17 protein-coding genes are annotated in these 18,655 nt (G+C 67.4%); 12 read left to right on the top strand and 5 right to left on the bottom strand.

All coding sequences use genetic code 11. From position 1 onward, the window contains the following. Positions 1 to 6: 6 nt before the first annotated feature. From DI573_RS00175 to nrdH, 5 genes are all read left to right on the top strand, one after another. Positions 7 to 1,254 carry a M23 family metallopeptidase gene (locus tag DI573_RS00175; RefSeq protein WP_292809390.1) on the top strand — a complete coding sequence of 416 codons (1,248 nt, stop codon included), beginning with the start codon at positions 7 to 9 and terminating at the stop codon, positions 1,252 to 1,254. A 179-nt stretch (positions 1,255 to 1,433) separates the two neighbouring features. Then, complete coding sequence (locus tag DI573_RS00170) at positions 1,434 to 1,748, top strand: hypothetical protein (protein ID WP_292809387.1); 315 nt, start codon at positions 1,434 to 1,436, stop codon at positions 1,746 to 1,748. Positions 1,749 to 2,160: 412 nt separating this feature from the next. Continuing rightward, on the top strand, positions 2,161 to 4,266 hold the full coding sequence (locus tag DI573_RS00165) for an FtsK/SpoIIIE domain-containing protein (RefSeq protein ID WP_292809385.1): 2,106 nt from the start codon (positions 2,161 to 2,163) through the stop codon (positions 4,264 to 4,266). A 75-nt stretch (positions 4,267 to 4,341) separates the two neighbouring features. Then, on the top strand, positions 4,342 to 4,605 hold the full coding sequence (locus DI573_RS00160) for a hypothetical protein (protein ID WP_292809384.1): 264 nt from the start codon (positions 4,342 to 4,344) through the stop codon (positions 4,603 to 4,605). A gap of 52 nt (positions 4,606 to 4,657) precedes the next feature. After that, positions 4,658 to 4,888 (top strand): glutaredoxin-like protein NrdH, encoded by a 231-nt coding sequence (gene nrdH, locus DI573_RS00155; RefSeq protein WP_292809382.1) that lies wholly within the window; start codon positions 4,658 to 4,660, stop codon positions 4,886 to 4,888. A gap of 70 nt (positions 4,889 to 4,958) precedes the next feature. Here the strand turns inward: nrdH and DI573_RS00150 are convergent, their stop codons facing one another. From DI573_RS00150 to DI573_RS00135, 4 genes are read right to left on the bottom strand one after another with little or no spacing between them, the layout of a single operon-like run. Beyond that, positions 4,959 to 5,192 (bottom strand): hypothetical protein, encoded by a 234-nt coding sequence (locus DI573_RS00150; protein WP_234001631.1) that lies wholly within the window; start codon positions 5,190 to 5,192, stop codon positions 4,959 to 4,961. A 7-nt stretch (positions 5,193 to 5,199) separates the two neighbouring features. Continuing rightward, on the bottom strand, positions 5,200 to 5,421 hold the full coding sequence (locus DI573_RS00145) for a hypothetical protein (RefSeq protein ID WP_292809379.1): 222 nt from the start codon (positions 5,419 to 5,421) through the stop codon (positions 5,200 to 5,202). Beyond that, on the bottom strand, positions 5,418 to 6,371 hold the full coding sequence (locus DI573_RS00140) for a DUF3560 domain-containing protein (RefSeq protein ID WP_292809376.1): 954 nt from the start codon (positions 6,369 to 6,371) through the stop codon (positions 5,418 to 5,420). Before DI573_RS00140 ends, DI573_RS00145 begins: the two co-directional genes overlap by 4 nt. Further along, positions 6,368 to 6,883, bottom strand: coding sequence for a hypothetical protein (locus DI573_RS00135; protein ID WP_234001628.1), 516 nt, complete (start codon positions 6,881 to 6,883; stop codon positions 6,368 to 6,370). The genes DI573_RS00140 and DI573_RS00135 overlap by 4 nt, the downstream gene beginning before the upstream one ends. Positions 6,884 to 7,140: 257 nt before the next feature. Between DI573_RS00135 and DI573_RS00130 the strand changes: the two genes are divergently transcribed. After that, positions 7,141 to 10,725, top strand: a complete 3,585-nt coding sequence (locus tag DI573_RS00130; RefSeq protein WP_292809373.1) for a P-loop NTPase fold protein — start codon at positions 7,141 to 7,143, stop codon at positions 10,723 to 10,725. Here the strand turns inward: DI573_RS00130 and DI573_RS00125 are convergent. After that, positions 10,722 to 11,045: a hypothetical protein gene (locus DI573_RS00125; protein ID WP_292809371.1), complete on the bottom strand. Its 324-nt coding sequence runs from the start codon at positions 11,043 to 11,045 to the stop codon at positions 10,722 to 10,724. The two genes, DI573_RS00130 and DI573_RS00125, sit on opposite strands and share 4 nt — an antisense overlap. A gap of 302 nt (positions 11,046 to 11,347) precedes the next feature. On the opposite strand from DI573_RS00125, the gene DI573_RS00120 reads away from it, so the two are divergent. From DI573_RS00120 to DI573_RS00095, 6 genes are read left to right on the top strand one after another with little or no spacing between them, the layout of a single operon-like run. Then, positions 11,348 to 12,052, top strand: a complete 705-nt coding sequence (locus DI573_RS00120) for a TnsA-like heteromeric transposase endonuclease subunit (RefSeq protein ID WP_292809369.1) — start codon at positions 11,348 to 11,350, stop codon at positions 12,050 to 12,052. After that, the gene (locus tag DI573_RS00115; RefSeq protein ID WP_292809366.1) at positions 12,049 to 12,363 is read left to right on the top strand and encodes a hypothetical protein; all 315 of its coding nucleotides are present in this window, start codon (positions 12,049 to 12,051) and stop codon (positions 12,361 to 12,363) included. Before DI573_RS00120 ends, DI573_RS00115 begins: the two co-directional genes overlap by 4 nt. A gap of 41 nt (positions 12,364 to 12,404) precedes the next feature. Then, complete coding sequence (locus DI573_RS00110) at positions 12,405 to 14,558, top strand: DDE-type integrase/transposase/recombinase (protein ID WP_292809363.1); 2,154 nt, start codon at positions 12,405 to 12,407, stop codon at positions 14,556 to 14,558. Further along, positions 14,555 to 15,715, top strand: coding sequence for a TniB family NTP-binding protein (locus DI573_RS00105; RefSeq protein ID WP_292809361.1), 1,161 nt, complete (start codon positions 14,555 to 14,557; stop codon positions 15,713 to 15,715). The genes DI573_RS00110 and DI573_RS00105 overlap by 4 nt, the downstream gene beginning before the upstream one ends. Continuing rightward, a complete protein-coding gene (locus DI573_RS00100) occupies positions 15,712 to 18,144 on the top strand; it encodes a TniQ family protein (protein ID WP_292809359.1) in 2,433 nt (810 codons plus the stop codon). Before DI573_RS00105 ends, DI573_RS00100 begins: the two co-directional genes overlap by 4 nt. After that, entirely contained in the window at positions 18,141 to 18,416 is a 276-nt protein-coding gene (locus DI573_RS00095; protein ID WP_292809357.1) for an MbcA/ParS/Xre antitoxin family protein, read from the top strand. The genes DI573_RS00100 and DI573_RS00095 overlap by 4 nt, the downstream gene beginning before the upstream one ends. The last annotated feature ends 239 nt before the right edge of the window (positions 18,417 to 18,655 follow it).

Genomic DNA, 18,655 nt, shown 5'->3' with positions numbered 1-18,655 from the left:
GCGCGCATGTCCGCATCCGGAGTACTCGAGCGCTCGGCTGACGTCGCCGGCGCCGCCAGCGGGGGAGAAGACGGCGACGGGGGCGGCTCGCGCAAGGTCATCCTCTGGGTGATCGCGCTGGTCATGGTGCCGATCGTGCTCTTCGCCGGCTACACGATGTTCCTGATGATGGCGATCGCCGGCGCATCCGGTGGAGGGTCGTCGCAGTGCACGGCCGGTTCGCTGACCACCGACGAGCTCGAGGTCCAGACCACCGGCGGCGCGACCCGGACCCTGGGGTCGACCGAACTCGGTCACGCGGCCACGATCCTGTCGGTCGCGCGGTCCCTGGGTGTCTCCGCGCGCGGCCAGCAGATCGCGATGATGACTGCGCTGCAGGAGTCCGGCTTGAAGATGTACGCCAACTCCTCCGTGCCTGCATCCCTCGACTATCCGCACGACGCGGTCGGCAGCGACCACGACTCGGTCAACTACTTCCAGCAGCGAGTGTCGGGCTGGGGCACCGTCGAGGAGCTCATGGACCCCGTCTACGCCGCGAAGGCGTTCTTCGGCGGCGAGGACGGGCCGAACGGCGGATCTCCTCGAGGGTTGCTCGACATTCCCGGCTGGGAGGACATGGGCCTGGGAGAGGCGGCCCAGACAGTGCAGGTCTCGGCGTTCCCGAGCGCCTACGACAAGTGGGAGCCCGCGGCGCAGCAGATCATCACCGCGGTCGGCGGCTCTATCAGCTGTGACAGCGGCACGGTCGTCGGGCAGGCGGCATTCCCTCTCTCTCCGGGCTACCAGATGACCTCCGGCTACGGACCGCGCGACATCTCGGTCCCCGGCGCCTCCTCGTGGCATGTTGCGATCGACCTGCAGCACTGGCCGGGCCCGTGCGGAGACCCGGTTTACGCGGTCCTGCCCGGCACGGTCACCCTCAGCAGCTCGCTGTGGCTGTCGATCAAGCACCCCGATGGCTTCGTGGTCTCCTACCTGCACATGTACAAGAGCGAGCGGCTCGTCGACGTCGGCGACACCGTCGCAGCCGGTCAGCAGATCGGTGCGGTCGGGAACGTGCCGCCGAGCGGCGGCTGCCACCTGGACTTGCGCATCAACAAGAACGGGACGACCAACGCGGCCGTCGCCGCACTGCGGGAAGCACCCGCTCTGGGCGCTCCCGCCCAGTACGCCGGCTTCGTGGACCCCGAAGAGTTCCTCCGCCTGTACGGGATCGAGATCTGCCCCACAGACGGCACTTGCCGGCGGCTCTGACCCCCTGGAAACCCGCGCGAGATCACGGTTCGCGCCCTACTGACGACCTGGAAACCGGCCTGTAGTGTGGGGATCAGCCCCGGCCCGAAACGGGGCCGAAGCTTCCCCCATTCAGACGGTGACTCGTGCCCTCAACAGATGTCAGCGCCACTGGTGACGCCGACCGACCCGCAGGGTCGGTGTCAGCCACCGGCTACCGCTCGATCGCATACTTCCTGCCGGTGGCGTTGCACGCGCGACTCAAGGCGGCGTGGTGGTCGACGAGGGACGAGCCGGAGGGTGCGCCCTCGCTGGCGGGCCTGGTCGAGGTCGCGATCGGGAGAGAAGCCGACCGCCTCGAGCAGCTCTACAACTCCGGAGATCCATTCCCGCCGGCGCCAGCCAAGGCGCGAGGAATCAGCCGCACTGCGGCGCAGCGTCAAGGCGAGTGGCTGCGAGGCGAGTGGGAGCGGCGTCGGCAGGCGCAGACCCCACCGGCCGACGCCGACGACTGATCCTCGCGGCACCGGGCAGGGCGCAGCAACGGATATGCGCCGCAGTATGCCGCCGATGTGCGCCGCGATATTGCGCCATAACTGCGCGGGGGTGGCGGCTGGAAATATTTCCCAGGGGGAGGGGTTCAAGCCCGATTCGACAACCGTGCCTGCGGCAGAACGCCGATCGGGCTTGATCCTATCACCCGCGTCAAGCGCGGGTGTGGCGGAGGTATTGCGCTAATGCGCGCCGCGATGTGGCGCAATATCGCTTTCCAGCTGCCGCCGTGAGCTTCTCTGGGTCACTATCTCGCAGGGGACATCACGAGTGCGTCAGACGCGCAGAGAATCCGCAATGTCCGCGAAGGAGCCGATCGCCGGCCTATACCTCGCAAGAGGGTCGTGAAGTACTCGGCCCGCTCAGGAGGCTCCAATGGCAACTCGGGTGGCACAGCGTCCGCCAGCTCGGCCGACCGCCCCGGCGGCAGTGTCGCTGGGCGTCCTTCCTCGCCGCCAGCTGACCGGCATCATTCCCGCGCTGCTCTGCATCGCTTTCGCGACGGCAGTGACAGGACTCAACGCGGTGCGGCCGTTCACCGACCTGGTCCCGGTGGTGTGGATCGTGGCGGTGGCACTTGCTGTCGGCGCGATCGCATCGGGAGTGCGAGCCTTCCAACGGCAGGGCCGTATGGACCCGGCCATCGAGGCGGTGCTTCCTCATCTCGGCGCAGCCCAACCGACCCGCGCGCTCGTGGAGCCGGTGAAGTGGACGAAGGGCTGGGTGGGCTTGCCGGCGCGCATAAAGATCCGGTACGCCTCGCACGTTGTCGACGACGATCCGCGTTTCGTCGACCAGATCATCGCCGGCCTCACCCGACGCCTGGGTGCGGAGTACCGGGTGCGGAAGCACAACTCGAGGCGGTGCGTCCTCATCGTCGAGCTCGCACCCGCGAGCGATCCGGTCTCCCGCGAGCAGCAGCGCGCGATCGAGGTTGTCAAGCAGGTCATCGACCCGACCGCCAGTGTGTCGGTGACGTCGGCCGAGGATGCGTCGGTCTCGAAGATCGAGGTCAAGCACAACGTGGGCCCGAAGATGGCGATCGCCGCCCGTCGATCCCAGATCGAGAAGGTCGTCTCGTCGATGCTCCCCGGCCGGTGGAGGGCGCACTGGGATCTCGAGGGCGACAAGATCAGGTTCGAGGTCCGCCCGACCATGCCCGACATGGTCTTGCACGAAGTGGAGCCCGCGGCCGCGCTCACTCACTCGGCCTACAAGTCGTTCAGGATCCCGATCGGCCCCGACGAGGACGGGCAGATTCAGTCGTGGCATCCGGCGGTCTCCCCGCACTGCCTCGTCATCGGTGGCACAGGCTCGGGCAAGACCAGCTTCCAGCACACGGTGCTCACCCACCTGACGCACGCGCACTGGCGCGTATGGGTGCTCGACGGCAAGCGAATCGAGTTCGCCGGTTTCCGTGACTGGCCCAACGTCGAGCTGGTCGGTGCGCGCGTCGAGCACCAGGTGCGGATGCTGCACGCCGCACACGAGCTCATGGAAGAGCGCTACTCGCAGCTCGAGAACGGCACAGCCCGGCTCGAGGACTTCGACCCGCTCGCGCTGATCATCGACGAGTACGCCACCTTCAAGGCTCGCGTGCAACGGTGGTACAAGACCGTCAAGCCGAAGGGTGCGCCGGCGCAGGCTCCCGTCCTGGATCTGCTCTCCGATCTCGCCCGGCTGGCGCGATCGGCGAAGATCCACATTCTGCTGGGTCTGCAGCGTCCCGACGTGGAGTTCCTCGGCGGTGAGATGCGAGACAACTTCGGTGCGCGCGTCAGCTTCGGTCGCCTCTCCCCGCAGGGCGCCAACATGATGTGGGACAGCTTCGCGGTCGGCGTAGCGATCCCACGCAACAAGCGGGGCCGCGGCATCACCCTGAACGCCGAGTCGCTGCCTGTCGAGATCCAGGCCTTCTACACCCCGGACCCCGCGAAGCTCGACTCGTCCGACAAAGCGGACTGGGACCACCTGGCAGCGCTGCGCCCCGCGACGGCGGACTATGAGCGGATGATGGTGCGCGACCCGGAACCGGAGCTCACCGACGACGGCGAGGGCGAAGAGGTCGAGCCTGACTACTTCCAGTGGTCCACAGCCGAGATCGTCGAGTGGGATCCCGCGGCCGCGTCGAAGACCCAGCCCGGCACCCTCCGCCCCGCGAACGTCACCCCGCTGGACCCGCGCGAACGGGTCCGGTTCGTCCCCGACGTCGACGACGAGGCACCCGACGTCGACGCAGCTGCGGACGGCGACGGGTACAGCGAATCACTCGAGGGGCCGGCCGTCGAGCTCGAGGTCGGAGATCTCCTCCTCGTCGACGCCACGTTGGGCCTGTGGGGAGTGGTCGAAGGGGTCGAGCCCGACGTCGTCGACGACGAGTACCTCGCGATCGAGTACCGCGACATCGACAGCGGAGAAGACGGACTGCTGACGGTGTTCGACAACTCGGTCATCAGCTACCGACGTCCCGAGGCCGCGTGATCGTCGTGGCAGGGATGACACCGAGGGCCGACTGGCCCCGAGGGAAGGGATGAGCAACTCGTGTCGAATCAGAGCGTGTCGGAAGACGACTGGATCTCGCTGCTGCTGATTGCCGTGCTCGTCCTGGCGAGCGGTGCCGTGTCACTGGGGATGTTCCTCGATCCGCTGCGCACATGGATGGTGCAGTACCACTTGCTCGAGCAAGGTGACACCGTCGCGCTCGAGGTCGTCGACGGCGTTGGACTCGGGTGGGGACAGATCCTCGTCATTCTCGCGATCCTGATCGGTGCGATCGCGCTCATCGTGTGGCTCAAGCGCCGCGCGGCTGCCCGTGTCTGAGCTGCCCGGCATGCTCGGCCCGAGGAGAACAGGAAGGAGGAGATAACCACCCATGATCCGATTGCTATCAAAGAGCGGATGCGTCCAGTGCACCGCGACATCCAAAGCGATGGACGCGAAGGGGATCAACTATCAAGTGATCGACCTGGGCGAGGACGCCGAGGCGCTCGTCGAGGCCAAGGCGCTCGGCTATATGCAGGCGCCCGTCGTCATCACGGACGAGGACCACTGGTCGGGCTTCCGCCCCGACAAGATCGACGAGCTCGCGCAGCGTCTCGTGTGACCGACAGCAGAGGCCCCGCCGGCGGATTGCCACCGGCGGGGCCTCTGCTATGCCCGTCAGGGCCAGCGTGTCACTGGTGCGGCATGTGCGCCGCCGCCCACTGCTGCAGCAGCTCCTCGCGCATGCGGGTGTTGTGCTCGAGCAACCGTCGCACGCCGGCAGGCGTTGCGCCTACGGCCGCGCCGTCGTTGATCGTGCGCATGCCGAGATGCTCACAAGCCCACGCCGCGAGTTCGTCGAGCTCGACGGTGACGGTCGCAGTGAGGCTGACGTGTTGCTGCCACTGAACCCTGTAGGCAGGCATCGAACGCTCAACCGGGGTTGCGGAAGAAGTCGACCACGAGCGCGATGGTGAGCGGGACAAGGACCACCGCGGCCGCGGTGACGATGATGCGATCGAGGATCGGCGCGGCGAGGATCCCGAGCCAGCCGGCGGCGATCGCCGCCACGACGAACAGCGCAGCGCGTGTGACGTGGTGCAGCCGGCGCGCGGTGGGTGCCGGAATGGTTCGGGGTCGGGCGGCGAGGGTCATGAGCTTGCCTCGCTCTGGCCGACACGGTGTTCGCGGATGTGCGCGTAGGGCACGGTGCCGCGGTGGCCGTAGGCGTCCGTGATGCTGACGCTCTTCGGGTTGACGCGGGTGACGATGCACCAGCTGCCGAAGTACTTGATCTGGTCGCCGACGTTGATGGTGTCCTTGCTGTGGTCGGTGGCGGCGCCGGACGCGATTTGCTCGGCGCGAACCTCCTGCCAGTAGGAGAGCTGATCCTGAACTGCGGCCAGCTCACGCTCGAGCCGTTCGGCGTAGGCGCCTGTTGCCGCGGCTGTGACCTCGACGTACCCGCCTGCGAGGGTCCGGCTAGATCCGTCGAGACGTCGCCGCATGCCCGCGATGTCGGCGCGGAGCTTCTCTATCCGGTTCGCAACAGTGATAGGTGCGTAGCGGGCGTCGTTCGATGAGGCCGCGATGTCGGCGCGCACCTGGGCGCGGCGGGCCTCCGAGTCGGCGTCGATTGACCGGCGGATCGCGGCATCCGCTTTGGCGATCGCGCGACGGTGTCCGGCTTCCGAGTGGTGCCCGATCTTGATCGGCTCGCCACCTTCGGGCAAGCGGCGTAGCGCGCGTGCAGCCCGCTCCGCTTCCTCGGTCGCGTCATGGTGGCGCCGAGTGGCGCGGTCGGCCAGAGCGTCGGCGCGATCGCTCCGGCGCTCGGCGAGGTCCGCTTCGACGTCAGTGGTGGCGCGGCGGGCGTAGTCGATCGAGATCTCGACGGCGAATCCGGCCGCGGCGAGCTGCTCGGCGGTGCGGTTGATGATCGCGGTCTTCGGCTCCCGGTCGCGGGAGTGGGGGATGTACCAGGAGCCGATGGCCCTGCTCCATCGCCACCCGTTGGCTTTGAGCGCGTCGGACGTTCCGTCGCCCCGGCTGGTCCCGTCGATGAGGGTGCCTTCCGCGGCGGCGTGGGTGATCGTGAGAGTCATGGCCGGCTCCCTTCCCGCGCGGCTGCGTCGTGCGTGAGCGGGTGGCGGAATCCGATCTCTCGCTCCCAGACCTCGGCGGCGCGGTGCAGGCCCTCGTACTCTTTGACGCCCAGGTGGTCGGGGGAGTCCACGAGCGGCCGGTGGGAGAAGCGCCGCGCGATCGCGTCGCCGAGGCGCTCGACGAGATCACGGGCGGGGGACTGGTCCCATCCGGGGTGATGGCAGGAGACCTCCGCGAGCAGAAGACGGCTGCGTTCGATCTGCAACGCCTGCTCATCGTCGGCCAGGGGAACGATCTCGGCGACGGGCTGCCACTCGTAGTGGGGTGCGGCGATGTGCTGCTTGATCGCGTAGCTGACGCTGGCGTGGTTCTCGTCCCAGAGGCTCTGCCCCATCCGGTCGGCGTTCTCGGCGAGCTCGCGCGGGGTGCTGCTGCGATAGGCGGGGGTGGAGATGTAGGCGGCGGTGACCAGCAGGTCGATGGTGTCGCGGTTCACGGGGAACGCACGCATGATGAGACCTCCTCAAAGGTGGTGAATGTGACATTCACTACCCTAAAACCAGCTTGCTCCCGTGTCAAGGCGTGGTTGTAGGTTCCACGTGAAGATGGCATTTTCTATCGCAAGGTGGCCCACAGTTGGCCATTGGGCCAGGTCTCGTGGACGGATCGTGTGTGCGTTGGGTGATCTGGGGTAGCTGAATGGCGGGCGTGGCTGGGGGGGACGGGGCCGGAGTGGGCTTGGTACCGCTGATTCCGGTGCATGATCCGGTGCAGCACAAGCTCTACAGCGACGAGCTCGTGTCGCTCTTGGAGGACGACGAGCGCCGCAAGCGGGTCTGGAATATCGCGCTGACTGGTGGGTACGGGAGCGGCAAGAGCAGTGTCCTCGCAGGGGTTCGTGAGCGTCTCGCATCTCGGGTAGTTGAGATCTCGCTGTCGTCGTTGAGCGATGTCGGGGTGCAGCCGTTCGATCGGCAGAGCAGTGAGCTGACGAACTACATTCAGAAGGAGATCGTCAAGCAGCTGTTGTACCGGGAGCGTCCGATCGCCGTGCCGGGATCTCGGTTCCGGCGGATCAGCCGGCTGCCCGTGCGCCGTGCTCTTGTGACTTCGGTGCTTGTTGGGGTGCTGGTGGCCGCGGTGTTCTGGGTGACTGGCTGGGGCGCCCCTCTTCAGCTTGCCCCGGATGCGGAGTGGTGGCAGCGTCCGACGATTCTGACTGCGATCGGGCTGCTGGCCGCGGCCGGCGCGTTCGTGACGCGGGTGCTGTTGTCGAACCGGGTGCGGATCGACAAGCTGGGCACGTCGGCGACGTCGGTCAGTCTGACCGGAGACGCAGACGGGAGCTATTTCGACGAGTATCTGGATGAGATCGTCTACTTCTTCGAGATGACCGGGCGCGACGTTGTGATCATCGAGGATCTGGATCGCTTCGAGGACCCAACGATTTATGCATCGCTGAGGGAGCTGAACACGCTCTTGAACTCCTCGGGTCAGCTCCGTAAGCGCCCGGTTCACTTCATCTACGCGGTGCGAGACAGCATCTTCGAGGATCTGGAGGAGGCGCGACGCGACCGGAACGGCACGGCGCTCGACCAGACGGAGGATGCGGATCCTGGGGTGTGGCAGGCGCGTCCAGTGTTGTCGGAGCCGGCGACTCAGCGGACGAAGTTCTTCGAGCTTGTCATCCCGATCGTGCCGTTCATCACGCACCGCTCGTCTGCGGACTTGCTGTCCGGCATGATGCGGGAGATCGATCCAGAGGTTTCCTTCGATGTGATCCGTGTGGTCGCCAAGCATGTGACGGACATGCGGCTTCTGCGGAATATCGCGAACGAGTACCGGGTGTTCAGAGCGCGGATTCTCGCGCCGGGGCTGCTGCGCGGCCTCACGCCCAGCGGGTTGTTCGCTGTCGTGGCGTACAAGAACACGCATCTGCAGGACTTCGAGCAGATCCGGGTGGGCGCGAGCGTTCTCGACACGATGTACCGGCGGTCGCGCCGGATCATCGCGGCGGGGTTGGCGACGCTCGCGGAGTCGTTGGCTGAGCTGGAGGCGTCGCAGGTTCCGCACACGGCGACGGTCGATCGTGCCGAGCAGCTGGGCGCTGAGCTTCAGAAGTTGGTGGAGCGTTGGCTCTCCCGTATGGGCCGTCCCATTCATAACGCGTCGTTCGTGCTCGCCGGCCGCCAGTGGACTTCGAACGAGGTCATGACGGTCGAGTTCTGGGAGCAGGCGATCGACTCCGGTCACCCCATCGAGGTCCGCGACTCCTCTGATCTCGTGTTCACCCTCTCCGCGGCGACGCTGCGCGAAGACCTGGGCTCGATCGTCCCGGGGAGCTGGGTGGCGCGCGCGTCAGGCGACGTGCGGCTGGCGATAGAGAAGGCCCGCCAGGATCAGCAGGAGCTGCGCCGGGCGGACTTCGTCGACCTCGCCCGTCCGCCTATGCCGCTGGAACTGGACGGGGAGGATGCGGACTTCGCCGGCTGGGTGAAATCCACCGTGGACGGTGATCCGCTGCTGGTCGATCTGATCTGCGAGGGACTCCTCGACCGGAATTTTCCACTGTACGCGTCACAGTTCTACGGCGTCATCGCCTCCGCCAACGCGATGACCTATGTCGTGCAGCACTTGCAGACCGAGAGTCCGGACATCAACTACCCCCTTCTGCCAGACGAGGTTCCCACGGTGCTCACGCTGGGTGGCGAGCATGTCTTCGAGTCCGTCGGCATCTTCAACGCCGCGATCTATGACCAACTGCTGGCCGACGACGACCCGCGACTGGATACCCACTTGCAGATCATCGCCGCCGGGCAATCCGACGGGGTCGCATTTCTCAAGGCATACCTTCGTCAGGGTGCCCACCCCGACATCCTCGTGCGACGGCTCGCGCTCCACTGGACGGGCATCTTCGACTTCCTCGACGCTGAACTCACCGATCTCCCCGAGGCGAAGGACGCGCTGGCCCCGGAAGCGTTCCTCGGCGCGGACCCGGAGCGCGACTATCACGTCCCCGATCCGATGAAGGCCACGATCGCCGCGGCCCGCCTTGGGTATCCGGACCTGGTGGATGCGACTCGGTCTCCCGACCGGGCGGTCGCGGCGTTGCAGCGACTGGGCATCCGACTCCCTTCGCTGGACGGCCTGTCACGATCCGCGCAGCGCGCCGTCGTCGCAGCACGGCAGTATGACGTGACCGCTGAGAACTTGCAGGTCGCGGTCGGAGATGGGGAGAACGTCGCGCTGGATACGATCCTCGACCTGGGCGATCCGACGTTCCATCACGTCGTGCACTTCTTCGACGACTATCTCGCCGTGCTCGATGCGACGGGCCGGTCGAGCGTGACGCACGCAGATGGGATCGTCGAGGTAATGGCGGCCGTCGAGAGATCCGCCCCGGGCCGATCGGCCGACGTCGAGCCGCGCATGCCCGAGATGCTGCAGGTCGAGGACGTCCAGGGCGTTCCCGAGGAGGTGCTCGCAACACTCGCCCTCGGCCGGCGCTTCCCGCTCACCTTTGAGAACGTCACGAGCTACATCAACGACCGGTCACTGGACGAGCAGCTGATCGGGTATCTGCGAGCGTCTCCGGAGCTCGATGTGCCTGCCGCGGCCGATACCGGTCAGCGCCAGTCACTGGCCGTCGCGATCGTGAACGTCACGGAGCTGCCGGTCGAGGTTCGGGTTCGGCTGGCAGCCCAGCTCATCGACACGCTGCCGATCGGTCGGGATACCTCGAAGGAGCCGGAGCTGATCGCGGAGCTCCTGCGAAGCGAGCTGATCTCCGACACAGCCGACACGTTCAACGCGCTGAGCCGCTCGGCGGCAGCGCAGGAGGCGTTCGTGGCCACGTCACCGACGGTGTCCGAGTTCTTCTTGTCGCTGTCGGTGACCGAACCGCTGCTGATCCGTCTGCTGCGCAACCCTGACGTGGCCGACGAGATCAAGGTGGCGATCGCCGTCAACCTGCCGCGCAACCCCGCATGGCAGACCGTGGACATCATCGAAGCCTTGGGCGACTGGGTGCAGGGTCGCCCGTTCGTGTTTCCCGCAGACAGTGTGCAGGTGATCCAGAACGCGGCTGTCGCGACGTCGACGAAAGCGGCGGTGCTCAACGCGAGCGCACAAACCCTCGGCTTCGACGCGGTGGCGGGGTACACGTCCCAGCTTCCCGGCGACTACGCCCGACTGGTGGCCCGCAGTTACAGCCCTGTCGACGTCCCCGCCTCCCCGGACTTCGCCGGCGCGCTGACCGTGCTCGAAGGCGCAGGCAGCGGACCCGTGTCGTCCTGGACACCGGAGACCTATCCGACTCGGGTATGGATGCGCCACCCGCCGGCCGATGACTAGCTCGCGACTCGGTGCTGCGGGGTGTCCGTGGCGGCCTGCGCGTACTCGCGCGCGGCGCGCATGTAAGGGTTGTCGCGCACCTGGTACAGCGTGGTCTTCTCGCCGGGCACGCGGCCGAGGTACTCGATGAAGTGGCGGGACTTCAGCCTCTTGATGAGCGGGTGGACGATCCCGCCGGGAAGCCCTGTGGCGTCGATGATCTGCTTCGGGGAGAACGGCTCATCGCCGTGCCGGGTGATCTCGACCAGCACGGTGTGCATGTAGCTGTTCCCGAAGAGCGCCTTGGAGTCTTCGGGGGCAATCGGGTGGATCGCCGTCATGTTCCGAGTGTCTCATATGCGTCCGACGCCGCCGACGGCGCGGCGCAGGTTTGTTGTGTATCTGACAGGCACAACACCGGCTATGGTAGTGAATGTGACATTTAGTAGTGATTAGCTTTTTAGTGTTTTAGTACAAAGTTGATCGCTGCTTTTTGTTGCGCCGGTGAGTTCCGCTCCGACGGGGCTGGGCAACAGCATGTGTACATGCGCGCGCAGCACCGTCAGGCTCCGATCGGGGACACGGGCGATGGCGGCTGGCTGTGGGTCGGGGAGCCGGGTCGGGGATGAGCTCGGCGGCGTCGATGATCCGGATCCGCTCGGTGCAGGGTCATGTCGACGTCGTCGCGTTGGCGGATGCCCGGTTGGGGGTGTTCGCGGCGGCGGTGCCGTGGCGTGAGTTCCGCTGGTACCGCAGGCAGCGGCATTTCTCGGGCTCGTATTGGTCGGCGACGATGCGGGCGCCGGTGGGGTACGAGTCGCGGCTGGAGTACGCGAATCTGCTGCTGTGCGACTTTGACCCGCGGGTGGAGTGGATCCTGTCGCAGCCGTTCCTGATGGAGGGCGACGATCACGGCACGACCCGCAAGCACATCCCGGACTATCTGCTCTCGCGCCCAGACGGGTCGGTGTGCGTTGTCGATGTGAAGCCGGCGGCGAAGCTGCAGATCCCGGCGGTGCTGGATTCGCTGGATTGGACGCGGCGGGAGGTCGAGGCGCATGGCTGGGAGTACCGAGTGTGCTCCGAGCCCGATCCGGTGCCGCTTGCGAATGTGCAGTTCCTCGCCGGCTATCGGCGCGGCTTCCAGTTCGATCCCGGGCAGGTCGACGCCGCGGCGGATGTGCTGGGAGCCCCTGTGACGTTCGGGGAAGCGGTGCGCGCCGTGACCCCGATCGCGGGTGAGCCACCGTTCGCCCGTTCCCTCGTGCTGCACCTGCTGTGGACCCAGCGTCTGCGCACGAACCTGTCCCACCTGTTGAGCACGACGAGCGTATTGGAGCCGACATGAGCGCACGAGACGACCTTCGACCTGGCACCACCTTCCTTCCTTTCGAGGATCCCGCCGGCAATGGCCGGCCGGTGAGGTCGGAGCGCGACCGCGAAGCCGACACGGCACGGGCATGCGAAGTGCTGGGCATCCCCGCGGCGTTGCCGGTGCCCCCGCAGTCACTCGCGGAGGACAAGGAAGCGGTAGCCCAGCTGTTTCACGACGTTGAGGAGTACCTGCGGGAGGTGTTCGGCATGCGCATCGTGCGGCCGGCGGCGCGGCATCGTCGAGCGACGGCGGAGAGCGGTTCGTCCCTCCGTGACGCGGCCTGAGCGACGGCACCCGATCACCGACCATTCACTTGAGAGGAACCATGACGATGGACAGTTGGATGCTGCGACCTGGGATGGATTTCGTCTATGACGGGGAGGCGTGCACGGTTGTGGAGATCGCTGACGGGGCGGTGATCATCCGCGACCGCACCGGCCGGCACCGCCGACTGCGGATGATCGACGTGCTGCGTCCTGCCGCCGAGGGCGGGAAGGCCCACATCCCCGGCCACACAAGGGAAGGGGATGCTACTCCGCTGGGGGTGCTGTGGGCGGACGCGACCGACTCCGCGAAGGCGCGCACCATGGAGCGCGCCGACCATGTCCGGGAGGTGCTCACCGGATACAAGTCCGGCACGGCGCAGATCCCGCGGGAGGGTGAGCCGCGCCTGGAGTACCACCCGCAGCACAGTCTGCGACAGCGGACCGCGGCGAAGGCTGCCGAACTGGGGAAGGGTGAACGGACCGTGCGCCGCTGGGTGGCGCAGTACCGGGAGTCCGGGGAGGCGGGTCTGATGGACTACCGGTCCTCCCAAGCCGGGAACGCGCTGACCGGGTTCGACCCGCGGTGGATCGCCACCGCACAGACGGTCCTGGACGAGCAGACCCCCGAAGCGAAGGTGTCCAAGAAGATCATCATCGACCGGATCAACGCGCGCACCGAGCGCGTCCACGGCCCGGGGGCGGTGAAGCGTCCGTCGCGTGCGAGCGCGTACAACGCGTTGGCTGAGCTGGATCGAGGGCGCGGCACGTTCACCGGTCCCACCAAACGCAAACGGTCCACCGCGAACCGACCCCCGGCGCCGTACGGACGACTGTCGGCGGTCCGGCCGGGCGAGTACGTGCTGATGGACACCACCCCGCTGAATGTGTTCGCCGTGGCCCCGGTGACCGGGAAGTGGGTGTCGGCGGATCTCACGATCGCGATGGACTTGTATTCGCGGTGCATCCTCGGGCTGCGGCTCACACCGGGGTCGACGAAATCGATCGACGTCGCCGGGGTGCTGATGGAGGCGCTGCAACCGTTCGACACGCCCACGGATTGGGCCACATCCGCCCGCTGGCCGTACCACGGACTGCCCGACACGCTGCTGGTGGACCCGACCCGCACAAAAGTGTCCCGCTTCACCCGCGCCGGCATCCTGCCGGAGACCGTGGTCGTCGACCACGGCTCCGCCTACCTGTCGGAGCATGTCACGAGCGGGTGCGCCCGGTTGGGGATCTCCATCCAACCCGCACGGGTGTATCAACCCACCGACAAGAGCCCCGTGGAACGGTTCTTCCGAACCCTCGACGACCTGCTGCAGGAGTTACCCGGCTACAAGGGCGCCGACGTCGCCGGCCGCGGAGAGGACCCCGAAGCAGAGGCCGTCTACACGGTGCCGCAGCTGGAGCAGATCATCCGGGAATGGGTAGCCACCGTCTACCACCTTCGCCCGCATAATTCGTTGGAGGACCCGCACCTGCCCGGGGTCAAGCTCAGCCCCGCGCAACGCTACGACCAGGGCCTCGCCGTGGCGGGGCAGCTGCGCCTGCCGACTGACCGGAGCGTGCTGTTGGAGCTGCTGCCGGTGGTGAAGCGGCAGTTCAACCACTACGGGGTGGAGATCCACAAGCTCCGTTACACGGGCGAGTCGGTGGCGAAGTACCGCAACCGGGCCCGGTCGATCCACCGCGACAAGGGCACCGAGTGGCCGTTCTTCGTCAACCCGGACGACCTCACCCGGATCTACTTCCACGACCCGGAGGACCATACTTGGCACACCCTCGAGTGGGAGCACAAGGGCAGCTTCGACGTTCCGTTCAGTCTGGACGCGCTCGAGTACGCGAAGAAGATCGCGATCCGTCAGGGCCGCCCCGCCCAGGTCGATGACGTCGCCGCGCAGCTGCTCGAGGACTGGGGCGCCGGTCGCGGGTTGACCCCGTCGGAGCGGCGGATGAGTGCCCGGATGGCCGCGCAGCTGAACGATAAGGAGCCGGACCCGGACGGGGTGTGGTCGCTGCGCACCGTGCAGCGGATGCTCGACGCGGAACTGACCGCCTCGTCGGATCTCGCCACCGAGCTGACCGGTTCCGTCCGCGACCCGCGCCGACGCGTCGACTCGCCCGAGACGGGGGATGACGACGATGAAGACGAAATCGACGAGCCCACCATCCGCGGCGACTATCACTTCGAACCGATGGAGATGCTCCGATGACCACCCCCACCAGCGAATCGCAGCTGTCGACGCGCCAACGAAGCCTGTCCACCTACGAGGGCTGGACGGACTTCGCCGAACGACCCGCGCGCGGCCGCCCCGAACCGCTCACCCGCGACCAGCTCGACGGCATGTCGCGGCAGGACCGAGCCGTCTACGACCTGGAGAGGCGGGTGTGGCACGCGAACATCCTGCTGCGCACCCGGCAGGTCGAGGACATCGAACTGCAACTGGCGGACATCCTCGATTCGAACCTGCAGGACTCCGACCGGGTCAAGTCCGCTGCGGCGATCGACGCCCCACCAGCGCTCGGGAAGTCGACCGTCGTGAACAACTTCGGCCGAGTCTTCCACCAGCAGCGAATCGCCGAGACCGGGGAATGGCTCGATCAGGACCGGGACGTCAGGCACCTCCCGGTATGCCACGTCACCTTGACGGGGCGGCTGACGATCAAGGGGCTGCACATGATGATCCTCGGGTTCTACGCCCACCCCGCCACCGCCGGGATCCTGCACCGCTCCATGGCCGGTCGGGATCTGGCGCGGGCGGCGGCGGAATGCATCGAACGCCACGACACCCGGCTGGTGATCGTCGACGACTTGCACTTCCTGAACATGCGCACCCGCGACGGGGTCGAGGTCGCCAACCAGTTGAAGTGGCTCGCGAACGAGTACAACGCCACCTTCCTGTTCGCCGGCGTCGCCCTCCGCGCCCGCGGCCTGGTCGGCGAAGGACACACCGGGCAGGAAGCGGCGATGGCGCAGACCTTCCGCCGATGGACCGTCCTCGGGCTCAGCCCATTCACCCTCACCCACAAGAGGGCCAGGGAGGAATGGGACCGGCTGTTGTTCGGCATCGAACAGGCCCTCGTCCTCACCGACGCCCGCCCCGGGATGCTGGTTGACCTGTCCCGGTACTTGTTCGCGCGCTCGACCGGCAATATCGGCTCTCTGATGGACCTGATCCGGCGCGGGGCATCCCGCGCAATCCGCACCGGCCGGGAGGTCATCGACCGGGAACTGCTCGACGACATCCGCATCGACGAAGGCGCCGAGACCGAACGTCGTGAGCTCGAGGCGAAGCTCGAACAGCAGGTGCGGAACCAGAAAGCACGACGCCGCCGCCAGAACAAGGACGACGAGGCGGCCGCCGCATGACAACGAACAACGTATTGCGCTCGGACGATGTGCGGGTGCTGCCGTTTCGGGTGCGGCCGCTTCCGGATGAGCCGTTTGATTCGTGGGTGGAGGCGTTGGCGGCCGCGAACCGGGCGACGATCGCGGAGGTTGGGTGCGCGCTGGGTCTGATCGAGCAGCGTCATGGGACGGCGGTGTCGGCGACGTGGTGGATGGCGAATGCGTGGGCGACCGAACTGACCGATGCGCAGGCGGGTCGGGTGGAGCAGGCGACGGGTATCCCGGCGGCGCAGTTTCAGGAGATGACGAGGATGCAGTTCGCACGCCACGCGATCCGCCGCACCCGCAATGGGAGGATCAGCGTCCGGTGCGCTGCCGCGGGTACGGCAGGCCGATACTGCCCGGAGTGTCTGGCTGACTCGGGTGGGCGGTGGCGGATGTCCTGGCAGTTCCCGTTCGCGTTCGCATGCGCCCGGCATCGTCGGATCCTCGTCGACTCCTGCCCCGCATGCGGTCGGCATCCACGCCAGGTGGGGCATCCGCTCGCGGTGATCCCCGTGCCCGGCCAGTGCCACAACCGGGTGCGCGGTGCGGCGGTCGGGCCGATCGCGAGCCGTTGCCGCGCCGATCTCACCGTCGACACAGATCGGATCCCCGCGTCGGATGCGGTGCTGCATGCCCAGCGGACGATGATGCGGATCGTGTTCACGGGGGAAGGCAGGTTCGGGATCTACGCCGACGCCCCGCAGCCCGCGGTGCGTGTCCTCGAGGACGTCCGCCTGCTCGCCCGCGCGGCCCGCGCCGCACTGAGCAACGACCAGGTTGACGGCACGGTGTTGGGCGCGGAGCTCCTCGATCATCTGCGCAGGGGAGGCATTGACACATCCTGGTCTTCGTCGTCGACCTCGGCCGCCTCGGCCGCGGGGACGGCGATCGCCATCGCGGCATTGGGCGACTCCGGTCGCACGATCGAGTTGCTGCGGGGTCGCGTCGCTGCCAGCACGTCCTACACGTTGAGCACTCCGCAAGTGCAGTCGCTGATCGCGGCGTCGTTCGGTCGCACGCGCCGCCCCAGCGGGTTCCTCCAGTCCGCTGGCCTGGTCGATGTCGACGCGAGGGAGAGGGCACGGAAGGTGCCCGCGCAGTTGTGGGACGAGTGGACGGCGGTGCTCGCTCCGGGTCGCATGGATAGGGAGATCGCTGCGTCCGCTCTCGCCGCGGCCGTGGTGTTCGCCGGCACCCGGCTGACCCACGCCGCCGCCCTCGCCCTGCTGGACGCGGAAGCGCCGGTGCGGCAGGTCACGAATGTGATGCGCGAGTTCGGTCGCGGAGAACATGAACATCTCGCGCTGGGCGTGATTCTCCGCCTCGTCGCCTATCTCGACACTCACGGGTCACCGATCGACTACGCACGTCGCCGAAACCTCGACTGCGGCGCACTGCTGCCCGACACGCAGTGGCGCGACCTATGCAGCAGACACAATGTGCACCCAGGAGCGGGGCGCCGACACCGGCACGCTCGTGCGCACCTGTACCGTCTGATCACCGGGAACCCGCTGCGAGCAGTGCCAAGAGGCTGGGACGCCGGCGACGTCACGATCGCATCAGAGACGAGGTTCGTGGGCCGCATCCCCGAGAAACTGCGCGCGGACCTCAACCGGATTGGCGACGAGTTCCTCGCCGCCCACGGCATTGACGAACCGCTCACTTGGACGCCACCGCTCGCCCAGTTCGACATCGGCCCGGCCGTGGACGTCCCCGGCGAGCCGTCGTGGCCTCCCGCCCGGCCTTCCAGCAGTCGGATCGATGCGAGCGTCGGCGCGGACGGCATCGCTGATCGCTACCAGGCTGGTTCCAGCACCTACGAGCTCGCCGAGCTGGCCGGGGTGTCCCGACAGACCGTCTCCCGGCTGCTCGCTGACCGATCCACGACGACGCGCCGTGGCCGACCGCCCATGCATGTGATCGATGAGCGGTGGCTCCGCCACCAGTACCTCGACCAACGGCTCACCATCGGCCAGATCGCCGCCCTCGTTGGATGCACCACCCCGACGATCAGTCGCCGACTGCGAGATGCGGGGGTCCCGATCCGCTCCGCTGGGAGCGCGAGCGAAGCCGCGACCCTGCACCCGCATCCCTTCGCGGGAGCATCGCCACTCCTGCGCCGCACCCTCATCGGCCGGCACACGATCGAGCGTGCCCGCCGGTTCCTGATCGCCGCCCGACACAACAGCATCCGGGCCGCGGCTGCCGAAATCGGGACAACCCAAAGCACCCTCAGCAAGCAGCTCGCACGGCTCAGCCGCGACGCCGGGGGTCCCCTTCTGACCGCAGGCGCCCGCGGCCGCCCCATGACTCTCACACCCCTCGGCGCCCGCCTGACCCGCGAACTCCAAAGAGTACTGCCTGACGGGAGCGTCTGCCTCGAACCGGGAAGGACGTCAGCATGACCGGCGAGAACACAACCACGGGCGAGAGCCCGCTGTTCGGCGACGATGCCGCGCGGCTCGGACGCGACATCGTCGAGCAGAGCATCGCGCACGACATCGCCGCCGTTCGGGCAAGGCTGCGCGAGCTCTGGACCGATCCCGCCATCGATGTCTGGCTGACCAGCCCCAACTCGCACCTCGATGGAGCCCGCCCCATCGACGTCCTCGCCCTGACCGGCGTGGAGACCGTGATGGAAGCTATCGACGTGGAAATAGCCGGCGGATCACGCTGAGGTGACGCATGGGAGGTGTGGAGGTCACCGTCGGGCCGAAGGTGACGACGGTGCGATGGCGGCGCAACGCGCGGATCCGCTTCCGAACAATCCAAGGAGCTCATCATTACTGAGAAGAAGCGAACCTCGCGTCGACTGCAACATGCCGCCCGGGAACGCATGAAGGCGACCGGAGAGAAGTACACCACGGCACTGCAAGCAGTCATCGGTGCGGCGCCGTTGCCGAGCACCGCCTCGCC

This window comes from Microbacterium sp., assembly GCF_003248605.1.
Lineage (GTDB): Bacteria > Actinomycetota > Actinomycetes > Actinomycetales > Microbacteriaceae > Microbacterium.
This window is presented reverse-complemented; position numbering and strand designations above follow the sequence as displayed.

Bases quoted from the DNA above. Each gene is read 5' to 3' on its own strand.
- DI573_RS00175 (WP_292809390.1), top strand. From the start codon at position 7: ATGTCCGCATCCGGAGTACTCGAGCGCTCGGCTGACGTCGCCGGCGCC.
- DI573_RS00150 (WP_234001631.1), bottom strand. From the start codon at position 5,192: ATGCCTGCCTACAGGGTTCAGTGGCAGCAACACGTCAGCCTCACTGCG.
- DI573_RS00100 (WP_292809359.1), top strand. From the start codon at position 15,712: ATGACAACGAACAACGTATTGCGCTCGGACGATGTGCGGGTGCTGCCG.
- DI573_RS00120 (WP_292809369.1), top strand. From the start codon at position 11,348: ATGATCCGGATCCGCTCGGTGCAGGGTCATGTCGACGTCGTCGCGTTG.
- DI573_RS00140 (WP_292809376.1), bottom strand. From the start codon at position 6,371: ATGACTCTCACGATCACCCACGCCGCCGCGGAAGGCACCCTCATCGAC.
- DI573_RS00115 (WP_292809366.1), top strand. From the start codon at position 12,049: ATGAGCGCACGAGACGACCTTCGACCTGGCACCACCTTCCTTCCTTTC.
- nrdH (WP_292809382.1), top strand. From the start codon at position 4,658: ATGATCCGATTGCTATCAAAGAGCGGATGCGTCCAGTGCACCGCGACA.
- DI573_RS00165 (WP_292809385.1), top strand. From the start codon at position 2,161: ATGGCAACTCGGGTGGCACAGCGTCCGCCAGCTCGGCCGACCGCCCCG.
- DI573_RS00145 (WP_292809379.1), bottom strand. From the start codon at position 5,421: ATGACCCTCGCCGCCCGACCCCGAACCATTCCGGCACCCACCGCGCGC.
- DI573_RS00105 (WP_292809361.1), top strand. From the start codon at position 14,555: ATGACCACCCCCACCAGCGAATCGCAGCTGTCGACGCGCCAACGAAGC.
- DI573_RS00125 (WP_292809371.1), bottom strand. From the start codon at position 11,045: ATGACGGCGATCCACCCGATTGCCCCCGAAGACTCCAAGGCGCTCTTC.
- DI573_RS00135 (WP_234001628.1), bottom strand. From the start codon at position 6,883: ATGCGTGCGTTCCCCGTGAACCGCGACACCATCGACCTGCTGGTCACC.
- DI573_RS00095 (WP_292809357.1), top strand. From the start codon at position 18,141: ATGACCGGCGAGAACACAACCACGGGCGAGAGCCCGCTGTTCGGCGAC.
- DI573_RS00110 (WP_292809363.1), top strand. From the start codon at position 12,405: ATGACGATGGACAGTTGGATGCTGCGACCTGGGATGGATTTCGTCTAT.